General features: G+C 56.9%; 14 protein-coding genes. 9 read left to right on the top strand and 5 right to left on the bottom strand.

Annotation, left to right across the window (positions count from 1 at the left end; genetic code table 11):
• Positions 1 to 71 precede the first annotated feature (71 nt).
• The gene (locus HY298_17485; GenBank protein ID MBI3852054.1) at positions 72 to 2087 is read right to left on the bottom strand and encodes a beta-galactosidase; all 2016 of its coding nucleotides are present in this window, start codon (positions 2085 to 2087) and stop codon (positions 72 to 74) included.
• A 41-nt stretch (positions 2088 to 2128) separates the two neighbouring features.
• Positions 2129 to 3322, bottom strand: a complete 1194-nt coding sequence (locus HY298_17480) for a hypothetical protein (protein MBI3852053.1) — start codon at positions 3320 to 3322, stop codon at positions 2129 to 2131.
• 403 nt (positions 3323 to 3725) lie between these two features.
• Here HY298_17480 and HY298_17475 point away from each other — a divergent pair, with 403 nt between their 5' ends.
• The 8 genes from HY298_17475 (at position 3726) to HY298_17440 (ending at position 16432) form a co-directional block, all read left to right on the top strand.
• Entirely contained in the window at positions 3726 to 4853 is a 1128-nt protein-coding gene (locus HY298_17475; protein MBI3852052.1) for a prolyl oligopeptidase family serine peptidase, read from the top strand.
• Between the two features lie 492 nt (positions 4854 to 5345).
• On the top strand, positions 5346 to 6278 hold the full coding sequence (locus HY298_17470) for an AraC family transcriptional regulator (protein MBI3852051.1): 933 nt from the start codon (positions 5346 to 5348) through the stop codon (positions 6276 to 6278).
• Positions 6279 to 6489: 211 nt separating this feature from the next.
• Entirely contained in the window at positions 6490 to 7305 is an 816-nt protein-coding gene (locus tag HY298_17465) for a type II secretion system protein (GenBank protein MBI3852050.1), read from the top strand.
• A 153-nt stretch (positions 7306 to 7458) separates the two neighbouring features.
• Positions 7459 to 10296 (top strand): hypothetical protein, encoded by a 2838-nt coding sequence (locus HY298_17460; protein MBI3852049.1) that lies wholly within the window; start codon positions 7459 to 7461, stop codon positions 10294 to 10296.
• Between the two features lie 284 nt (positions 10297 to 10580).
• Positions 10581 to 11378 (top strand): type II secretion system protein, encoded by a 798-nt coding sequence (locus tag HY298_17455; protein MBI3852048.1) that lies wholly within the window; start codon positions 10581 to 10583, stop codon positions 11376 to 11378.
• Between the two features lie 178 nt (positions 11379 to 11556).
• Positions 11557 to 13425, top strand: coding sequence for a hypothetical protein (locus HY298_17450; protein MBI3852047.1), 1869 nt, complete (start codon positions 11557 to 11559; stop codon positions 13423 to 13425).
• Positions 13426 to 13551: 126 nt separating this feature from the next.
• Complete coding sequence (locus HY298_17445) at positions 13552 to 14250, top strand: DUF1080 domain-containing protein (GenBank protein MBI3852046.1); 699 nt, start codon at positions 13552 to 13554, stop codon at positions 14248 to 14250.
• Positions 14251 to 14659: 409 nt separating this feature from the next.
• Positions 14660 to 16432, top strand: coding sequence for a hypothetical protein (locus tag HY298_17440; GenBank protein MBI3852045.1), 1773 nt, complete (start codon positions 14660 to 14662; stop codon positions 16430 to 16432).
• A 417-nt stretch (positions 16433 to 16849) separates the two neighbouring features.
• On the opposite strand, the gene HY298_17435 is transcribed toward HY298_17440, so the two are convergent.
• From HY298_17435 to HY298_17425, 3 genes are read right to left on the bottom strand one after another with little or no spacing between them, the layout of a single operon-like run.
• Entirely contained in the window at positions 16850 to 17131 is a 282-nt protein-coding gene (locus HY298_17435) for a hypothetical protein (protein MBI3852044.1), read from the bottom strand.
• Complete coding sequence (locus HY298_17430) at positions 17106 to 17906, bottom strand: AAA family ATPase (GenBank protein MBI3852043.1); 801 nt, start codon at positions 17904 to 17906, stop codon at positions 17106 to 17108. Before HY298_17430 ends, HY298_17435 begins: the two co-directional genes overlap by 26 nt.
• 12 nt (positions 17907 to 17918) lie before the next feature.
• Complete coding sequence (locus HY298_17425; protein MBI3852042.1) at positions 17919 to 19154, bottom strand: transposase family protein; 1236 nt, start codon at positions 19152 to 19154, stop codon at positions 17919 to 17921.
• Positions 19155 to 19371: 217 nt separating this feature from the next.
• On the opposite strand from HY298_17425, the gene HY298_17420 reads away from it, so the two are divergent.
• Positions 19372 to 19803: a hypothetical protein gene (locus HY298_17420; protein MBI3852041.1), complete on the top strand. Its 432-nt coding sequence runs from the start codon at positions 19372 to 19374 to the stop codon at positions 19801 to 19803.
• Positions 19804 to 20119 lie beyond the last annotated feature (316 nt).

Here is a 20119-nt window from a genome sequence, read left to right as displayed (position 1 = left end):
TGAAAATGCTGACTACCATTTTTCGGTGGGATTGTGCTTCTTTTCCGCTCGTTCCCAAATGGCTTCCCCTTTTATCGCTCCGTTCTCAGCAATACGAGGTCGTAAACCTTGAGCTCCGGCACCCGAAACGACACCGTGTCTCCCTCGACGGAAACGCGCAGTTTTTGAGTTGGGCCATCGGGTGTCTCCACCACGGCTTCTCGAAAGCGCGCCCCCTGCGGCAGGCGCACCTTGACAGGGAGATCCCGCAGGGGCTCCTGGTACTTGAAATTAATGAGGTGCAGCAGCCTCGTGCCGGTGGCTGGCTGGTCGGCCAATTCCGCGACTACCCAAGCTGGCGCCTCCATCTCTACGGAAAGTTTCCCCCCCGCCGCCTGCTTCACCGCGGCCAGCAGTGCATCGGCATTGTGCGGCAGTTTCCAGAGCGCATTGGGAATGTAATAGCTCATTTGCGCGGCAGGCGCAGGCGCGGCCGCCTCAATGCGTGGCAGATAAACCACCCGATTGCTGCCGTAGAGGTCCGCGAGGGCTGAACCGTTACGGCGGGTCCGCCAGTCCGTCAACCGCGAGGTGTCTTCGGTCGCCACCAGCCCACCGCCCTGGGCGACGAACCGGCGAATTTGCGCAACTTGCTCGTCACTCAGCGCGTCCTGATCGGCCAACACCAGCGCCTTGTAATGGCTCACGTCGCGCAGTCGCTGCTCGAAGACGAGGCCGAAAGGAACCCGGGACTGAATCAGGGTTTGCTCAAACAGCACGGTACTGAAGAGGCTGTGCGAAGGATTGAATTGAGTTGACGCGAAGGTGCGAAGCACACCGACGTCGGTCACGGGGGTGGTGTGGCGCAGATCGGCGAGGTGCGACCAGAAAAAGTGGATATATCGCCGCAGTTCCTCGGATGGCTCGTTGCCGCCCGCGTCCTCCCCAGCCACTACGCCGAGGTTGGCGTCGTTAAAAGCCAGTGCCTCGGCCAGGCGGAGCACCTGCGGCGACTTTTGATAATCTTCGTTGCCAGTCAGGTTCTGCCATACAAACAAGGGTTGGCCCATGGCGCGAGCGGCTTTATAGCTTCGAATCCGTGAAATCAGACGGTTGTCGGCCGTCCACTGGGGCAAGTTCGGCTCTTCGGTCCACAACCCATCACCGTGTTCCGCCAACTGCCCCAGATCCACACCAAAGAGAAAGCCGACGTTGCCTTCCTGATACATCATGGGATTGCCGATTATCGCCGCGTGTGGATTGAGCTGGTGGATATAGCGGTCGAGCTCGCCCCAGCGCTGGGCCAGACTGGCCGAGCGGAACAGGCTCCACTCCTGCATCAGCGGATTTTTCAGTTCGGCGATCATCACCGGGGGTCCCGCCGGCAGGTTATACGGCGGCGGGATCACTTCTTCGAACCCCGCGAAGCCGAACCGCAGCCGCGCGCGAGCCGGGTCACTATAACGTCGGGCAAGGAATTCGCGGAACTGTTGCCGGCAATGGGAGCAGCGGCACGACTGAGGCTCGGGCCACCACATTACCTGATCGAAATGCAGCACATCCATGCCCAGTTCCTTGATACCCAGACGGATCACTTTCTTGACGAAAGCCATATAGCTGGGATTGTTGCGGCAGGCCATGTAGCGATAGGTCTGCTCGGCAGTGTAGTAGATAGGCCGCCCAAACTCGTCCACTTGCCGCCACTCACGGGCCGCGGGCTCCTCCTTGAAGAACGTCTCGTACATCAGGCTGGCACCGACATAACCGGCCACCTTTAGACCGTGGCGGTGAGCTAGCACGGTAAAGGCCCGCGTAGCTTCGATATCTTTCCCCTCGGCTTTGAGGCCGAAACCATTTTGAAGGTTGACGATGATCAGGTTGACACCCAGTTCCTTGAGCCTCCGCACAGTTTCTTCGTTGCGCTGAGCATGCCATTTGTCAGGAATATCCGCGAAGTCGCCGCCGCGTCGCAGAATGAAGGTCAGGCCTCGCATGTCGGACGCCGTCACGATGCCTTCACGCATCCATTGCTCGCGAGGCTCGGCAAAGGCGCCGGGAAGGAAAGGCAATGTCGCGGCGAGCACGCCCGTTTGGATGATCTGACGCATGGTGCAAGACATAAAGACTATTAGACTATTACCTGTGATTGCTAAACCACTCCGTACCAGCCGTACTGCTCCCGAGGCACGAGCAGGAAATTGTTGCGTACGGCCGGATACCATGTATCTGGATTGAATCGGCGGTGGTCATCCATCGCTTGAGCCTCGAAGTAGTACATCGTGTTCTGCTGCGGGACCTCCCATTCGAGATGGTTGATCTTCGTGACGGCTTGGTGAAGCATCCGCTTGCAGTCACGGTCGGCAAAAATAGTGATACGATAATCGATCTCCCCTGATCCGGCCTTGAAGGAAGGCGCCCAGTTCAAACGCACGCGCTGACCGCCCATTCGCTGCGTCACGAGCGGGTAGGGCAGGGTCGGCGGGTTATCTAGCGGCGCGCCCCAATACCAGGAGCTGTAGGGCATGAGGCTTGAACCCCACTCGCCCACGGCGTAGCCCAGGCAACGGAACCCGTCGGCGGTGAAGTACTCCTCCAATGTGCCGACGAGATTAGAAACAGGAAAGGAGTCGAGGAAGTAAGGTTCGGCGCGAATCTCTTTCCCGGAGAGGACGACCCCGTTGCGGTGCGGTTGGTTCGCGCCGAACATCAGTGCGTCGGCCAAATGCCAACCGCCGTCGTACTTCGCCTCGCACGAAACATGGTGGTCGAGTTGGACATTGCGTCCCTCAATTCCGGCCGCTCCAAAAAGCGCCAGTGTCACGGCAACGAGCTGACCGCAACGCCCGTCGTGCAGTTCCAGCAATTCAACCGGATCCATGCAGCCGTTGACCGCGTGATCCCCGCCAGGACCGCCGTTGTTTGATGGCGGCTCGACCGGCTGCTGGACGGGGTTGAAGTAGATCGCGCTGCCCACAAATCTGCAAATTGCCATGACGCGCTCCTTGTCAGTGCGCGTGTCCTTCAGGACATGGTCGAGGAGGTTGCGAAAGTAAGCTTTCCGATCCAGCCCAGCGAGGCGTATTCGTGCACGGCGTAAACGCTCCGGATCGTAGTACGAGACCGGCCCCTCGTGGTTGGAGCTGGGCGGCGTCCATGGGGGCATGTCAAAGAAGCAGGACTGCGCGCGCGGCAGTTGGCGGCTCGACAGCCGGACATGGGCACGCCGGTCCCAGGAGAAGTTGTAGCGGGGCATGGGCTTTTCCTTGTGCGGCGGGGAGGGAAGCGAGGAGGCCGCGGCCGCGAGCAGGCCGGTTTGGATGAACTCACGTCGGTTGTAATGCATGATACTGCTTAGCGTTGCTCGATCACATCACAGAAAGCGGATGTCTGCCGGCGAACCAAGCGAGAGTCAAGCCCGCGTATTGATGGCACAAGCACCTCGCAAAAGCATAAAGCCGGCAACCGGATCTTGCACGTGTGGTACAGAGGGTAATCCCGGGCGTAATCGCGACTACCTTTTTCCGACCAAACCCTTGCGGTTTTCTAAGTAGTTGTGAAATTATTCCTGCGCAGCGGACAAAATGTCGGACCAAAAAACAAATCCCTGCCAGGAGTTGACGATTGACATCGGAAAAGGCCAGGTTAAGGCTGATCGCATGCCCGCGGACGAAAAGCAATTCTTCGCGAAACCGCTCAGCGTTAAAAAAACAAATTCCTTTCAATCACTCTCCAATTGCGGATTTTCCATGCTTCGATTTCTTCTGACGCTCGGCACTCTGGCAATTCCGAGCGGCGCAATGTGGGTGCCGCTGTTCGCCGGCGAGCCCTCGATCACGGGCAACAAGATACCGACGCCGCGGTTGCCGCGGGACGATCTCCTGGTCTATCGCGGTGACAAGAACGAGTCGCTCCCGGTGAGGACTTCAGCCGATTGGCAGAAGCGCCGGGCCGAGATCAAGGCCGGGATGCAGACAGTCATGGGTCAGCTGCCAGGCCCAGAAAAGCGCTGTTCGATCGAGATGAAGGTGCAGGAAGATGTCGATTGCGGAACGTACGTGCGTCGCCTGATCACTTACGCCTCGGAACCCGGTTCCCGTGTGCCGGCGTACCTGTTGGTTCCCAAACCATTGCTCAAGGCGGACGCCAAGCCAGTCGCTGCCATCGTCTGCCTGCAGGGATCAGACAACATCGTCGGTAACGGCAGAGTCGTCGGGCTGGGAAATCCTCCGCACCGACCGTACGCCGCCGAACTGGCCGAGCGGGGATTTGTCACGCTCGCACCCAGCTATCCGCTTTTGGCGAAATATCAGCCGGACCTCAAAGCCTTGGGCTGGGAGAGCGGCACGTTGAAGGCGGTCTGGGACAACATCCGCGGTCTCGACCTGTTGGAATCGCTGCCGTACGTCAAGAAAGGAAGCTTCGGAGCCATCGGCCATTCGCTGGGGGGACACAACGCGGTCTATACCAGCGTGTTCGATGATCGGATTCAGGCAGTGGTCTCCAGTTGCGGTCTCGATTCGTACCTCGATTACATGAGCGGCGACGAGAAGGTGTGGATGCCAGGCAAAGGCTGGACGCAGACATTGTACATGCCCCGCTTGGCCGGCTATCGCGGCAAACTGGAAACAATTCCGTACGATTTTTACGAACTGATCGGCGCTTTGGCTCCGCGGCATGTGCTGATCATCGCTCCGCTGAAGGACCACAATTTTCAAGCGGCCAGTGTTGACCGTATCGCCGCCGCCGCCAGCCAGATCTATAAACTATACGGTCATCCCGAACGGCTGCGCGTGGAACACCCGGATTGCACTCATGACTTCCCGTTGGAGATGCGACAAGCCGCGTACAAGCTGTTCGAGGCGACGCTGCCGTGATCGAAACTTGATGGTGAACCAATCGGCGCCGGATTGCATCCGATCGCGCAGTCCGTCACCAGGTCCCGCCTGGACTTGCTTGGACAGGGTTTTTGTGAGCTCGGCATTTTCGCCCGCCCGAACAACAACGAGTGCCTGCCTCACCAGCAAACCCGCTGCGGTCGCGGAGTGCCAGTCGGCACGCAGTGCGGCTACCGCGTGCGCTTCATTTGCGCTTTAAATGCAAACAGTCAAAAAACAAATTCTTCCCAGATCCTGGATACGCAGGGGAGACGCTTTAACCTCCTGCGCTTAGGCAATTTTAATCTTTCCCTCCTTAAAAGCCCGATGTAAACTGTTAAATAAGTACCGCATCGAAAACGAAAAGAAAAACCTTGACCGTCCCCGCTTGGCGCACCACAGCGGTCGTCCTGTTGGCCTTGAACGGACCAAGAGGTGTCGGGGCGACGACTGCTGTTTGTTTCGAATTGAATTCTCCCAGTCATAAAACGTATGAGGAAGGTTAAATCCCAATCCACCAATTTACCTGAGCTTTCCTGGTTGTCCGAAGTGAAAGAGTCGCGCCAGCCATTGAGCGAGTTGTTTCCTGTTTGGGTGCGCCACGGAAGGAATCTTTCAGGGCCGGCCTTACCATATCCGGAGTGGCATCCCTATTTTGAGTTTAGCATTCTTTTAGAAGGGAGAACCATTGCCTTCGTTGAACGCGAACAAACGGAGCGCATCGCCGGTGACTTGTTCATCGTTGGACCAGGCGTTCCACACTGGGTCCGAATAACAAAATATCCGGCCACGTTCGTCGCGATTTACTTCCTGCCGAGCGTAATGATCGATTTGGGGCCACAAAGCGCTGGTCCGGCAATCCTTCATCGATTTGCAGCGCAGCAATCCCTCAAAGACCGCCTGGTGCGGACTCCGCCCGTGCTTCGACGCAAGCTGACTCAGCTTTTCAAGGAAGCTGTCGCGGAGTTTGAAAACAATTGGTTTGGTCGGGAAATGAGATTGCGCACCATCTTGGTGGAACAATTGGTGGAATTGTTGCGCTGGGAGGAGCGCATTGGACGAAAGGTCAACGACGCGTCATTGGAGGTGGACTGGCGTCGCATCAGTAAAAGCCTCCAGTATGTGGGCGAAAACTACACTAAACCGATCTATGCGCAAGACATGGCGCGCGCGGCGGGAATGAGTGAGTCACGGATGAAAATCTTGTTCCAGAACGCACTGGGTGTTTCCTGGGTGAAATACTTGCAGGGCTATCGCATCCACCGGGCCATCGCGCTACTGAGCGAATCCCGCACCAATATCACCGAAGCGGCCTTTGCCACGGGCTTCGAAAGCGTCAGCCACTTCAACGCGATCTTTCGCTCTTTCATGGGTGTTTCTCCCAGCGAGTACAGAAAAGAGCGCCTCCAGAAAAAATCAGTCTGATAACATGCCGAAGGTTTGACTCTTTTCCGGAAGGAACTGGTGAGGCAAGGAACAGAAGCTATGAGCAAATGCACTCCACGTTTCAACTGTCAGTTTAAAGTCAATGCTGTGAGGCTCGTGAAAAAACGGCAGGTTTGCGGCGTTTTTAGCAAGACGGAACTTGGAAGAGGTGGGTAGATTAAAGTTTTTATTTGAATCTCGGGCACACCTTATGAATAAGCGTATGAAGTCAAAATCCTTTTCGAAAGCGGGTGGCTTTACCTTGATCGAGTTGCTGGTGGTCATCGCGATCATCGCCATCCTGGCGGGATTATTGTTGCCCGCCTTGTCGAAAGCCAAGGCCAAGGCAAAAAGGGTGCAGTGCGCCTCGAATATGAAACAGTGGGCACTTGCCACGATCATGTACGTGGCCGACAATAACGACACTCTGCCATACTTGGCTTACGATTATGGCGAGTTAATCTCTGGCGAAGGGTCGTCCTTGTTCCAGGATCTCGCGCCGTACATAGCTAGGGACTCGCAAATCGGCTCACGCATCCCTTTTTCATTTACGGACGTCTATGAAAGCGAGTTGCGCAAATGCCCGGGCGGCTCGAAGGGGCGCGTTCCGCATGCCACCGTCCACTCTGGCAGTTGGAATTCCTGGATCGCCGCCATCTATGGCGGACGATGGCAGGACACCCTTACCGGCCCGTTCTACTACGGACCCTCCGTTCCGCCGCTGAAAGCCACACGCATCAAAAAGCCTGTGGATGCCATGATTTTCATGGACTCCGTAACTTGGTATGTTTATTCACCAGTAGATCCATCCTATCGTTTCTCGGCCGATATGGATCGCGACAGGGTGGCAGACTCCAGTGGCGCGGACCCCGGTTTTGCGTATAATGATGCGCGGCCCACGGTTCACAGCAACGGCGATAATGTCACGCTGCTGGATGGACATGTGGAGTACGTTCCCTTCAAGAAACTTTGGCAAGTCGATAAGTCGTGGAATGTCGTCCACTCGTTCTGGTATCTGGAAGATTGAGCCACCAGTGCCTGTCTTTTCATCGCAAGGCCGTACGAAACCCTCTTGTAAATGAACTGCGCGGCGTCAAAAAGCAAATTCCTATCAGTAGTTTTTTTGCTGACACTCTGCTTCGCGCATGAAGGAGGAGCAGTAGATTCTCCCAAGAATGTCTTGAGTCTGGGCTTTGACCAGGTCAAATGGACCTTCTCGTCGAAGGGCAAATATCTGCTGGTCGAGCACCCGCGGGCGCTCCGGCAGATCTATCATCCCTGGGACATCTCGCAGGATGGAGATTTTGCGTCTCTGAGCGCGAAGGTCACGGTCCCGGCGGACTGGCAGGGGCCGATCTTCTTAAGCCTCTACGCCAACGACACGTACGTGTCCGAGGGGTGGAAGGAGGTTAGCCCAAAGTGGACATTCAACTTTGCCACCTGCCACAACTTCGTCGGTCATCGTTTCAAACAAGTGTTGATTGACGGCCGGGTGGTTTGGGAACAAGACATCGGCGATTCCGAAGACTTTGGTTATTTTAGCGCGGATGTGAGCCAGCGCGTTGCGCCCGGGGGGACGTTCACGCTGACCTTGCGGGTACTCGATAAGGTTGGGTCGGCGACCAAACTGCCGGGCGACGAGTTTCACCTGGGCGTCTTGAGTTGGGAAGGGCTCGGCGATCCGAATGCGGAGAAGAAGCTCTATACGCGGGTTTTTTGGGGAGATGTCGCGTTGAGCGCTGGGGCGCCTGTGCCGTGGGAGGGCAATCCTTCCCGGCGAGACGTTCAACTCTACCCAATCAGCTTGAAAGCCGCTGAACCGGTCACGATGGCTGAAGGTCACCTCACGCTCGACTGCCCAAACGGTCTGCCGGAGGACGGGTATCCGGTCACTTGGGGCATCCCGTTCGGTCAGGGGGAGCTTTTTCACAAAGAGCACGTCAGGCTCACTGATTTCATCGGCAATCCCGTACCCCTGCAAACGACGGTGCAACACAAGTGGCCCGATGGCAGCATCCACTGGCTCCTCCTGGATTTTTTGGCCTCGGGAAAATCTGCCAACCAAACCTGCACGATCACTTACGGCACCCAGATCTCCCCCACGCCGGCAGAAGCCGGACTGACAGTCCACCAAACGGAGGGGGCCATCACGGTGGACACCGGAGGGCTGCGCTTCATGGTAAATAAAGGCTCCCGTCGGTTGGTAGAGAACGTCACGTTAGCCGGAGAGGAAGCACCACTGGGAAAAGAAATGACCGGTGAGGTTGTGGCGCGGGATGGCTGGGTGCATACCCGTTTTCTCGCGGTCAACGAAGAAATCGCGGTTGAGACGGCTGGCCCTGAACGCGTAACCATCCGCTGTGCGGGACGTTTGAAGGATGGGAATAAGGTCTTTGGTCGTTTCACCTGCCGCATCCATGCCTACCGAGGCAAGCCCTACGTGCGAATATTCTTCCGCATCTTCAACGAGGTCGATGTTCCTGCCCAACTCGTTGAGGAGTTCCTGTTGCGTCTGCGAACGCCACTCGTGGATGGCGAAGCGGCCCTGGGCGATCAAAAGTTGGCAACGGCCTCGGCGGAAACGGGGAGACTGCTCGTCCGACAGCGTCGGCATGACGCTTACGAAATCTTCGAGGGCAACGATGCTCAAAGAACCAATGGCGTGCACTGGCAAGGCCCGATCACCTTGCAGACACCGGCACACGGCATTTCCGGGCAGGTCCGGCATTTCGCCCAGCAATATCCCAAGCGGATGTCGGCAGGCGAAGGCGGGCAGGTGGTCTTTGATCTCTTTACTCGCACCGTTGAGTATGAGCAGTATGTCATGACCCGAGGCGAAGCCAAACGGCATGAACTTCTCCTCTACTTCCACAAGGGCACCGCCAATCAACCGCAAATTCAGGCAACCTTCCAAACGTTCGAGTCGCCGCCTATTCTCATCTCCCCCCAATGGTATGCCGAGCATCAGGCCTTTGGTCGGGGAGCCGCGTTGACGCCCGAGACATTTCCCGAACTCCACAAGTGGATGGTCGAGCGATATACCCCACCCCTCGTCTGTACCGTCCCCAACGGGCTGCGCAATTGGCCAGATAGCTACTCCGACTCCATCTACGACGCGTACCGCGGCACCTGGATGAATATGTACCAGGAGAGGGACTACGGCGCCTACATCCTCGCCCTGCTGGCGGGGCGACGCGCCTGCTTCGACTACGCCGAAGCCTATCAACGGCACTTCATGGACATCGACATCTGCCACTACCACTCGGATCCAGCGTATATCGGAGCCAGCTATGGCATTGCGGCGTATCACACGGGCTATGAACCTTACGCGCTCAATGCGCCACTTGCGGGGCTGTACATCCTGCACTACCTGACGGGCGACCCGGATGCACGGGAGGCGGCGATCGGCATCGCGGATTGGCTTCACGCGACGAAAATGGGTGTGGGAGGGGGCTCGGGCAGGGGTGTCGGCTGGCCCTTGCGAAGTTCGACCATCGCCTACGAGAACACATACGATGAAAAGTATTTGCAGGCCAGCAAGCGACTGGCGGAGTTTGCACTTGAGACCCTGAAGCCGCGCCGCAGTTTTTTCAGCGAGACGCCCGCCACATGGCAGTATCGCGGTGGAATCCCCGGCATGAACGCCATCCTTTCGGCGGGACTCATGCACTATTGGAGAGCCACGGGCGATGAGCGCGTCGGCCGCGCGTGCGCGAACATTGCCTACAATATGGCGTATAGCTGGATGTCCCCCACTGAACCGGGGCTCATCCTGAACGGCGACCCACTCCAGCAAGTCTATCTGGTCGGCTACGCCATGCAGGACATCATGCCCCTGTTTTGGGGGTATGAGTTGACGGGCGATAAGGCGTTCCTGGAGAAGGGTGGGCAGATGATGCAGGAGAGCATCCTGGACGAACGGCACAAAGGCCGCGCCTTCAGCCTGATCCGTTATTGGGAGATGCAGGACATTCTGTACTATTATGGGCTGTACAAGGAGCAACGGTCGAAGAATTGATCGTGACGATCATTCAACTACTTAAGTGTTTCTCCCAGCGAGTACAGAAAACGGCGTTTCCAGAAAAAATCAGTCTGAGAACATACTGAATGTTTGACTCTTTTCCCGAAGGCGCTGGTGAAGCAAGGCAGAGAAGCTATGAACAAATACACTCCGCGTTTCGACTATCAGTTTAACGTCAATGCTGTGAGGCTTGCGAAAAAACGGCAGCTTTGTGGCGTTTTTAGCAAGACGGATCCGGGAAGCAGTTGGTACGTTTGAATTGTTACAAACCCGGTCTTCTTATGAGCAAACTTGCGGCGTCAACATCCTACGCGAAAACGAGTGGCTTCACCTTGATCGAGCTGTTGGTGGTCATCGCGATCATCGCGATCCTGGCGGGATTATTGTTGCCCGCCTTGGCGAAAGCCAAGGCCAAGGCCCAGGCGATCAAGTGCGCTTCCAACATGAAACAATGGGGCGTCGCGACGGTCATGTATCTGGGCGACTACGACGACAACATTCCGTTCATGGCTGACGTTTACGATTTTAAGACGCCGTTTTGGTTTCAGAAACTTGCGCCTTACGTGGCCAAACAGGTGCAGGCGGGACAACTGTTCAACACGACCGATGCCTACACCAACGAACTACGCAAGTGCCCCGGTGGCAGCAGGGGAACGCCGCCGTTCTCCACAGCGTGGGGAAATTGGAATAGTTGGATCGGCGCCAACATGGGCAATCCTGGAAATCCGCTGAGTGGGCCCTTCTACTACGGCGGCGCGGACATTCAGCCGCTGAAAGCTTCCCGCATCAAGAAACCCGACGATGCCATGATGTTCATGGATGCCTTCGATCATTACATTTACGATCCCGTGGATCCCGGCTTTCATTTTACGCGCGATGCCGATCACGACAAGGTGCCGGACAGCGGTGGCGGTGGTGAAGACAATATCGCTTTCAATAACGCCCGGCCCACGGTCCACAACAACGGCGCCAATGTCACGCTGCTGGATGGGCATGTCGAGCGCGTGCCCTTCAAGAAGCTTTGGCAGGTTGATAAGTCGTGGAACGTCGTGCACTCGTTTTGGTATCTTGAAGATTGAGCCACCAACGCCTTCCCGTAACCCGTCGCGGAGGCGATCACGGCCTGCCTTGTGCCCAAAGCTTCGTTTTCAGCGAGTGTCCTATAAACTCGTAACAAAAGGTGCGTCGTTGTTTCAAAACTGAGAAGACTTCGCCTTCTGTCTTCCGGTTGTGAAGCCTCCTGAAAACTGATAAAACATGCGAAAAATCTTTTCCTTATCTGTCGGCAGCGCTTTGCTGTTGACGTTCCCGGCCTGGGCTGAAATGCCGTCGGAAGTGCGCGTGGGCATGGCCGGTCATGCGTTCGATAGTTCCGGCGTGGGCGATCAGGCCGAGGCGGCTGCCGCCATTGGCGCCACGATCCTCTATGTTGGCGGTTTCGGCAGTGACGGTTATTCCGGATTACCAACTCCTGAACTGTTCGCGCGGCGGCGCCAGAACCGCGCGGCATATGTGCGTCACGCCAAGTCTCTCGGCATCCGCCTGGCGCTCGGTTATCTGTGCGCTACGTCGATCGTTAAACTGGAAACGTTCGATCAAAATTGGCCGCCCGAATTACGTTCCCAATTCCACACCCCCGCGGCTCAATGGCGACAGCAGGATCGCAACGGCCAACCCCTCCCTTCGTGGTACGGCGGCGATTATCAGCCGGCCTGCATGAACAATCCCGACTGGCGTAGCTATGAAAAGTTCATGGTGCGCCAGTCATTGGGAATCGGCCTCGATGGAATATTTTTCGACAATCCGATTGTGCATTTGCAGGGTTGCTATTGTTCACACTGCATGGAAAAGTTCGCCCGCTTTCTCCAGGGTGAAGGTTTACTCTCGAACCTCAACCTGGAACTTTCGACGAACTCGCCCGCAGCGTTTCGGCAATTGGCGTTGCAGCGAACCAATGACTTCCTGCGATTCCGTGCCACCATCGCCGGTGATTTTCTGTCGGAAATGCGGACCTACGCCCGCACGATTAATCGTCACGCCCTTGTCACCTGCAACAATAGCCTCAATTCTGCCGACGCGTTTTATTCACAATGCCGCAGTTCCGGCATCAACATTTATGACCTCAGCCAGGTAGAGGATTTTGTTGTAATTGAAGACATGACCAGTCAGCCGCGCGTTCTCGCCACCGGCCAGACGGCCCAAGTCGGGTTCGTGGAATCGGGGCAACCGCGCATCCTCACCAACGGCCAGACCATCGAATATACCCCGACCTACAAACAACTTCATGCGGTTAGCCATGGCAAGCCGGTGGTGGCGACTACGCTTGCCTCCGGGGACTACACCACGGCGCCTAATCTCGTGCGGTTGGCGATGGCTGAAGCGGCGGCGAACAATGCTTTTTACCTGTCCTGGCCGACTTGGCCGGAAACCCAACGCTCGCGCATGATCGCCGCCATCCATCCCCAGGCAGATTTACTTCGCGCTCAAGAACGACTTTTGAACGACACGCATGGCCGTCGCGATGCGGTGTTATTCCTGCCTTTCCGGCGTTGGACGGAAACCAACAACTGCGCGGTATCTCAACTGGCCGCCACGCTCACGCGCGCAAACGTGCAGTATGAGGTGTTGAGTGAAGCCAATTTCACGAGCGCAGAACTCAAAGGCGTGCGGGTTGTCGCAGTGGAAAAACTTTCGGTGTTTAATTCCAAAGAACAGGCGGTGATTCAAAAATTTCAGCGACAGGGCGGGCGCGCCATCCCTGCTGATCAAGCGGATTGGCTCAAAGAGCTTCAACAGGCTATCGGCCAACCCTCCGTCGTGCTGCACGGCCCCGCGACCCTCCGCGTGATCGTCCGCGATCAGGGAAAGCGCACCATCGTTCACCTGCTCAACCTCAACGTGCAGCGGCTCTCTTCGTTTGAAGACAAAGTCACCCCGGCCCTGCATGCCCATTTGACCTGTCGCGTCCCGTTTGCTCGCGTTAAATCTATGCGCGCCCTGACAGCCGATGCGGGCGCAACCACTGGCGCGTTGCCATTCACGATGCGCCACGACGGAACGGGAGCCGTCGTGGAAACAACCATCCCACGTTTGGACATTGCTACCGTCGTGGTAATCGAACGGTGAACTCGGCAAAACCTTGAAAGAACTAGTTCAGCCTTTAATTCTCATCATTTGCCTGGGTTCCAGGCGTTGCGCCTGCTCGCGTTTTCAGCGTTGACGCGTGAGGCATGTCCCGCCATTTTCATTAAAATGAAATTTCACACTCAGGTCAGTGTCGTCGCAGCTCTGGTATTTTTAATAGTTGCCTCGAAAAACGTGGTGGCCGAAAACTCCCAAGCGATTTCTCTCTTCAATGGAAAGGACCTGTCCGGTTGGAAGACAGTCGGCGGCGGAGCCGTCCAATGGGAATACGGCAAAGCAGCGCTGAATTCGGGCGACGAGACGAGATTGAAAGTGGACGGCCCCGGCGACGAACTCGTCGCGCTCGAGAAAGGAGTGAACCTGTCGTCGGAAGCCACTTTTGGCGATTGCCTGTTGGAAGTTGAGTTCATGGTGGCAAAGCATTCCAATTCCGGCGTGAAGATGATGAACATTTACGAAATCCAAATCTTCGACAGCTACGGCAAAACAAACATGGACAAGGAGGATTGCGGGGCCGTGTATAGCGAGAACGCTCCCATGGTGAACGCTTGCAAGAAGCCCGGTGAGTGGCAGAAGCTCGTCATTGATTTCCGCGCGCCGCGTTTCGACAAGTCTGGAAAGAAAACCGCCAACGCCAGGTTTGTGAAGGTGACTCTCAATGGACGGGTCGTGCAGGAAAACGTTGAAATTGCGCACGGCACCAACGTAAGCCGAAACGCACCCGAGCATCGCACCGGTCCGATTTATCTGCAAGGCGACCACGGCCCCGTGGCGTTTCGACAGCTCAAAGTCACACCGTTGAATTGAAAAGAAACTGGCTAGAAAAAAATTACGTGAATCATTGACCGCGCAGGAAACGCTCAGTGCCGATCAGTGGCGACTTTGTCCGCTGCCTTTTTCCTGCCCACCCCAACATCCTTGCAGCCACAGAAATGATCGACAAGTAAATGCTCAAAAACTTATTGACTGATTCCGCAAAGCGCTCGGTTGCGTTCCCGCTAGATGTCCTTTCAGGATTTGAGTTTCAAATCGATGCGTGTGAAAAGTCGATCTGGCAGTTTTGGTTTAGCCCGTCTTGAACAGGACAAAAAACCGTATGAATTTCACCGAAAAAAGGTAGTGCAGATTTTCAACTTCTGTAGGGTTGTGCTTAAATACAGGCAAGGCAAATGCGAAAGCGAACGTACTGTTTATTGAACAACAACCGATCAAAGTTATGAATAACTCCCCATCCTACAACTCAACCCAAAACAAACCCGGCCGCTCCTCGATCCGAATGTTAGCAATGGCGGTAGTGCTGGGTGGACTGAATGTGCTCATCTCGGCTGGCGCCCTGGCCGCCGCTCCTCCCTTTGTGTGGGCTACAACGGCGCTGCCTGCGACGAATGCGCCTGTGCAAGTGCAGCAGCATGGCAATGCCGTTGCGATTGACGCGGCGGGCAACAGTTATGTGGCGGGCAATTTCTTTGGTCCCAGCGTGACCTTCGGCACCAATGCGCCTGGTACCAATACGCCTGGTTTCCCCAACACGCTTTACAGTCAGGGCTCCAGCGTAGGGAACACGTGGGACAACGAGATGTATGTGGCCAAGTATGACAACGTGGGCAACCTGCTTTGGTTCCACCGGGGCGGCGGGGAGAACAACGATTCGGGCAACAGTGTCGCGGTGGATGCTTCGGGCAACTGTTACGTGATCGGTTCTTTCAACGGCACCAATGTGACTTTTGACGGCACTGCCACGGTGTATAGCAGTCAGAATCCAACGGTGAATGATGCCTTTGGCGGTACTTCGGACGGGGCGGACATCTTCTTAATCAAGTACGACACTTTGGGCAATTTGCAATGGGTGAGACAGGGCGGAGGAGCGCTGCTGGATTCGGGCTCGGCGGTGGACGTGGATGCTTCGGGCAACGTGTATATCACGGGCGGCTTCAGGAGTACCGCGACATTTGGGACGAACGTGCTGACCAGTTACGGTGGTCAGGACATTTTTGTGGCCAAGTATGACAGCGCGGGCAATGTGATTTGGGTGAAGCAGGCTGGGGGAGTTGACGGCAGCGGGTTTCCTGGTGAACGAGGCATGGGTGTCACGGCAGACAATGCGGGCAATGTTTACATCAGCGGCACTGTCATGGACTCTGGCGCCGGCGCGGACTTTGGCACCAACCATGTGACCACGCCGGACCTGACGGATGACTTTGTGGCCAAGTATGACAGTGTGGGCAACTGCCTGTGGGTGGTGATCATTCCGACCCAATCTCCGCGAGAATGTGTCGTGAGTCACGATGCGGCGGGCAATGTGTACGTGTCGGGGCGATTGACCGGCAGTTCCACGGTGGGCGCCTTCACGATCTCCAGCGCGGGCGCGGGCGATGTGTTCCGGCTCAAATTGGATTCGGCGGGCAACGCAGTTTGGTATAAGGCCTATGGTGGCGCGGCAGATGAGGCACCGTTCTGGTCCACGACGGATGCGGCGGGCAACGGCTATGCGGCCGGGTACGTTAGCGGCAACCCGACGGATTTGTTTGGGACCACCACCAGTCATGCGACCACGGGCCGGGATGTGTTTGTGCTCAAGACCGACAAGGACGGCAACGTGGTGTGGGCCAAGGAGGCTTTGGGGAGTCCTGGCGACACGGGTTACGGCGTCGCGGTCAACGCTAACGGCAACATCGCCGTGAGCGGATACTTGGTGGACCTTACCACCTTCGATAGTCAAACAGCCTATGGACTTCCCAACGGGACCTCAGGCTATGTCACCCATATCAATGACAACGACCGGGTCGGGGCAGTGGCACCTCCTGTCTTGAGCATCACCCATTCTGGAAACCAGGTCACGATCTCGTGGCCGTTGTCAGTCACTGGTTTTACATTGGAAACCAGGGGCGATGTGGCGAGTGGTCTCTGGACGCCGGTCGGAGGGGTCGTTAACAACTCGGTGACGTTCACGGCTGGCAGTGGTAGTGCGTTCTATCGGTTAAGACAGTAAAACGGGTTACGAGGGTTCATGGGTTAATGGGGGCTGGCGTCCGGCTGGCCTCCATTTTTTGCTTCCAAGCCGCATTCAGTTCCGAACGCTTTGATGATTCTCGAAAGCATGGCGGATTGAACAATCAGTGTAGTCTGCAACGCAAAAGCGAAGCCAAGGTGTTACCGATTTAATTGGCGTCATATTTTTTGCCGAACTGGGGTCATAGCGATTTGAGGAGGTTTGCCGGACTGGCATCCACATTTGTGGCCTAATTACCGCGTTACGATCATAGCGTTGTGACGTGGCTGGTGGTTTTTTTCATTGTTCAACTGCGCGCCGGGGCTTTGCCGAACTGGCATCATAAGGGGTGGATTTTTCACTTTGGCCCGGTTTGGACCGAACTGGCGTCATAAGCCGATGACGCCCGCGGTGGTTTTATGAGCCGGTGATCTGGCGCATGGCGTCGTGGAAGGACAGGCCGAGGACTTGGACATGGAAGTCAATGGCGTTGCCGGCGAGATTGCGCTCGGGCCAGCGCCAGTAGGAGTCTTTGATGATCAGACCGGGAAAGGCGGGCAAAATAAAGTTGTCGGCCTGGCGGGCGAGGAGTTGGAGTCCGCGTTTTTGTAGCAGCGGAGGCAAGGGGGCGATTCTTGCGGCGCGGATTTGTTCGTGCGACCACCGGGCGTTTTTAAGTGAGTGGCTGGTCACAGTCATTTCTCCAGTGGGGTTGGATGAGGACGCGGTTGACTTGTTTGAGGTCCACGATGCGGGTCTGATCGCGGACGGCTTCGATGAGCGAGCCGAGGCACAGGTTGCGGCTGCGGCGCAGCAGTCCTTCCCCGGAGCGGACGATGAGCGCGAGCGCTTCGGGGGTAAAGGTGTTGTGGCCCAAACCGGCGCGGTCGAGTTGGTCCAAAACGAACTGTTCGACCGTTTCAGGAGCCAGCCGGGGCAGCAACGCCGAGTAGGTGATGCGGGAGCGGATTTCCTCGTTGATGGACAGGGACAGGGATTGAAGCAACGGGGGTTGTCCGATCAGGATCAAGTTGTGGGAACGGGGAAAGTCTTCGCAGAGCAAGCGGAGTTTGCGCAGACAGTCGGCGGGCATGAGATGGGCGTCATCAATGATGGGCACCAACATCTTGCCAGCGCGGTGAACGCTGAAGGCTTGTTGGACCAGCAGGCGTTCGCAGTGATGGTCACGCCCCTGGAACTCGATCTGGAAGGCTTCGCAGAGGATGCGCAAGGTGTTGTGGTAGGTGTGGAGCGTGCGGTTGACGACGGGTGTAATCATGCGTTTTGGATCGTGCGTCAGCAGTGATTGTTTCAACACGCTTTTGCCGGTGCCCGGTTCGCCGAGCACCAGACACAGGCCGCCCTGCTGCGCATGGACGCGGAGGATGTCGAAGATTTCCTGCTGGTGGGCCAGCAGCGTGAGGGCTTCCGGGTCGAAGGGATTGCGTTGGAGGCCGAAGTGGGAGCGGATCATAAAAAGAAGAAGTTAGGAGTTGGCAGTTGGGAGTTGAGGTGGAAGCGGTTTTCTGTCGTTGGCCACGGCGTCGAGCAGGCGGGCCTCGCCCATGCGTTCGCCTTTGTAATAGACGATGACCCGTTCGGTAGGGCGTGAACGCTGGAAGCGAATGTGGACGGTACGATCGGGCAGATGGCGCGGGGCTTCAAAGCGCAGCGATTTGAACGCGAAGGTGTTGTCGGCACGGACGTGGCGTTCTTCCTCGACGAAGAACAGTTCGTCGTTGGCTTCGTTGGGCGGGAGAAAGCGAACCCACTTGCGATCCAGCGCAAAACGGTCCAGCGGCGAGATGCCCAGGACCGAATGAATTTGCGCGTTGTAATGCTCCTCGACCCAGTGGGTGAACTGGCGGTTGAGAGAATCGAGGGAACTCAAATCCAAATCGCGGGCCAGGAACTGGTCGCGCACGGTTCTGAAAAACCGTTCGATTTTTCCTTTGGCCGCGCCATCGCGCACCGGGGTGTGATGCAAGAGGCAGCCGACCCGGGCGCAGATTTGGAGGATCTCTTTGGAAGAGTAAATGGAGCCATTGTCCACATACAACGCGCGCGGCACCCCGCGTTTGTAGAAGGCGGCGCGAAGTGATTCCATGAGCGTGTCCACATTTTCGGCCGGGAAGAACTGGCCGTGACAACAGACGCGCGAGGCATCATCCAAAAAAGCGATCAATCGGGTTTGAACCGGCGCGCCGTTGAGTTGGACATAAGGCCCGTAGAGCGTGTCGGCCTGCCACATTTCGTTGGCGTGCGCCTTGGCAAAGGCCAGCCGCTGTTTATTGGCACAGTCCTGATCCGGCTTGAGCATTTCAAATTGCTGGACCAGCCGGCTGAAGGTGTTGGGCGCGACTTGCGATCGGGTCAACAGTCCCGCTTCAATGCACAGCCGGTAGAGCAAGGCGCGCGTGGGCGTTTTGCCGTGAAGTTTGGGTCGTACCGTGCGGAGGGCTTCCAAAATGTCTTCCGGCGAGACCTTGCGGAGTTTGCCCTTGTCGGAGCGGGGCTTGTTTTCCATGACGGTGACGCCGTGTTTTTGATAGCGGCACAACCAGGTGGAGATGGTGCTCCAGGTAAACTGGCGCGGCTGGCCCTCCTCGTCGGTGAAGGTCATCTTACTGACGGCCTTGATCCGGTCGCGGATGGTTTTACCCTCGGCCATGTCAATGGCCCCGAGCACGCGCATTTTCAGATAAACGGTGGGATTTCGCATGAGTTTTAGTTTTTAGGTTGCCCGTTCCGGCCTTTGGCCGGCGACGGAGTGGTTTTTGATTCACGGCGGCGACGCTACTGGCCGGACGCCGGAGGGCGGGATGGTATTATCGCGTTGTCGCCGGCGCGCCATTTGCCGCGCAAAAAATACGACGGCCGTAAGGCGGCAAAAGTCAGCCGCCTACAGCCGTGGCTTATCCCAAAAACGGATGCTGAAAATGCAGTTGAAACTCAGCCGGCGGACACCGGCCGTGTGGAAAGACGGCCTGGAGATGTTTCACCGTTTGAAGGAGCGGATCGGCGTGCGGGCTGACGGGTGGTTTTTGTTCGCGACAAAGCTGCGTTCGCAGCAGGTCCAGACCGCGCTTCAAACCGCGCCGCAGACGATAAACCGTTTCCAAGGCAAACGGCAGCCGCGCTTTTTCAGCCGCCGCCTTGACCGAAGCGTCGGCCAGCAACCGGCAGAGCAGCTTCCACAACCACACCGCAGTGAACGTGTGACGCGGCAAAACATCGGCCAGGAAAATGCCAAAGGTGCGCCCGCAGCCCCCACGCTGGCCGCGGTTGGAACAAAAAACGCGCTGGCCACGGGGCGATTGACCGTTGGTTTTGGCAGGATCGTTGCCGTGGAGAAGACTGTGCCGGTTTAATGTTTCCTGGCAGCCGCAGCGTGGACAGCGCTGCTGCTTGAGTGAAAAAGCCGTTCCTTGAGTTGCTGGTCGTCGCGAACAAAACGAAATCGAGAATGAGGCATGGAGCGTGTTGCTGCCTGAAGAAAAAGTCGGCGTCGAGGATTTTTTAACGGCACTTCCCGACGGCGCAACTCGGTTCAGAAAGGTTTAAGCAAAAGGGAGACGGCGCTGGACGGCACCTTCGGCCGCACTCAGATCATAAACTCCCCCAAATTTATGATCGCAATCCGGCAAGAAAACGGCACTCCTTATGACGGCACTGCGGCACTTAACA

It is taken from the genome of Verrucomicrobiota bacterium (assembly GCA_016200005.1).
In the GTDB taxonomy this organism is placed as follows: Bacteria; Verrucomicrobiota; Verrucomicrobiia; order Limisphaerales; family PALSA-1396; genus PALSA-1396.
This window is presented reverse-complemented; position numbering and strand designations above follow the sequence as displayed.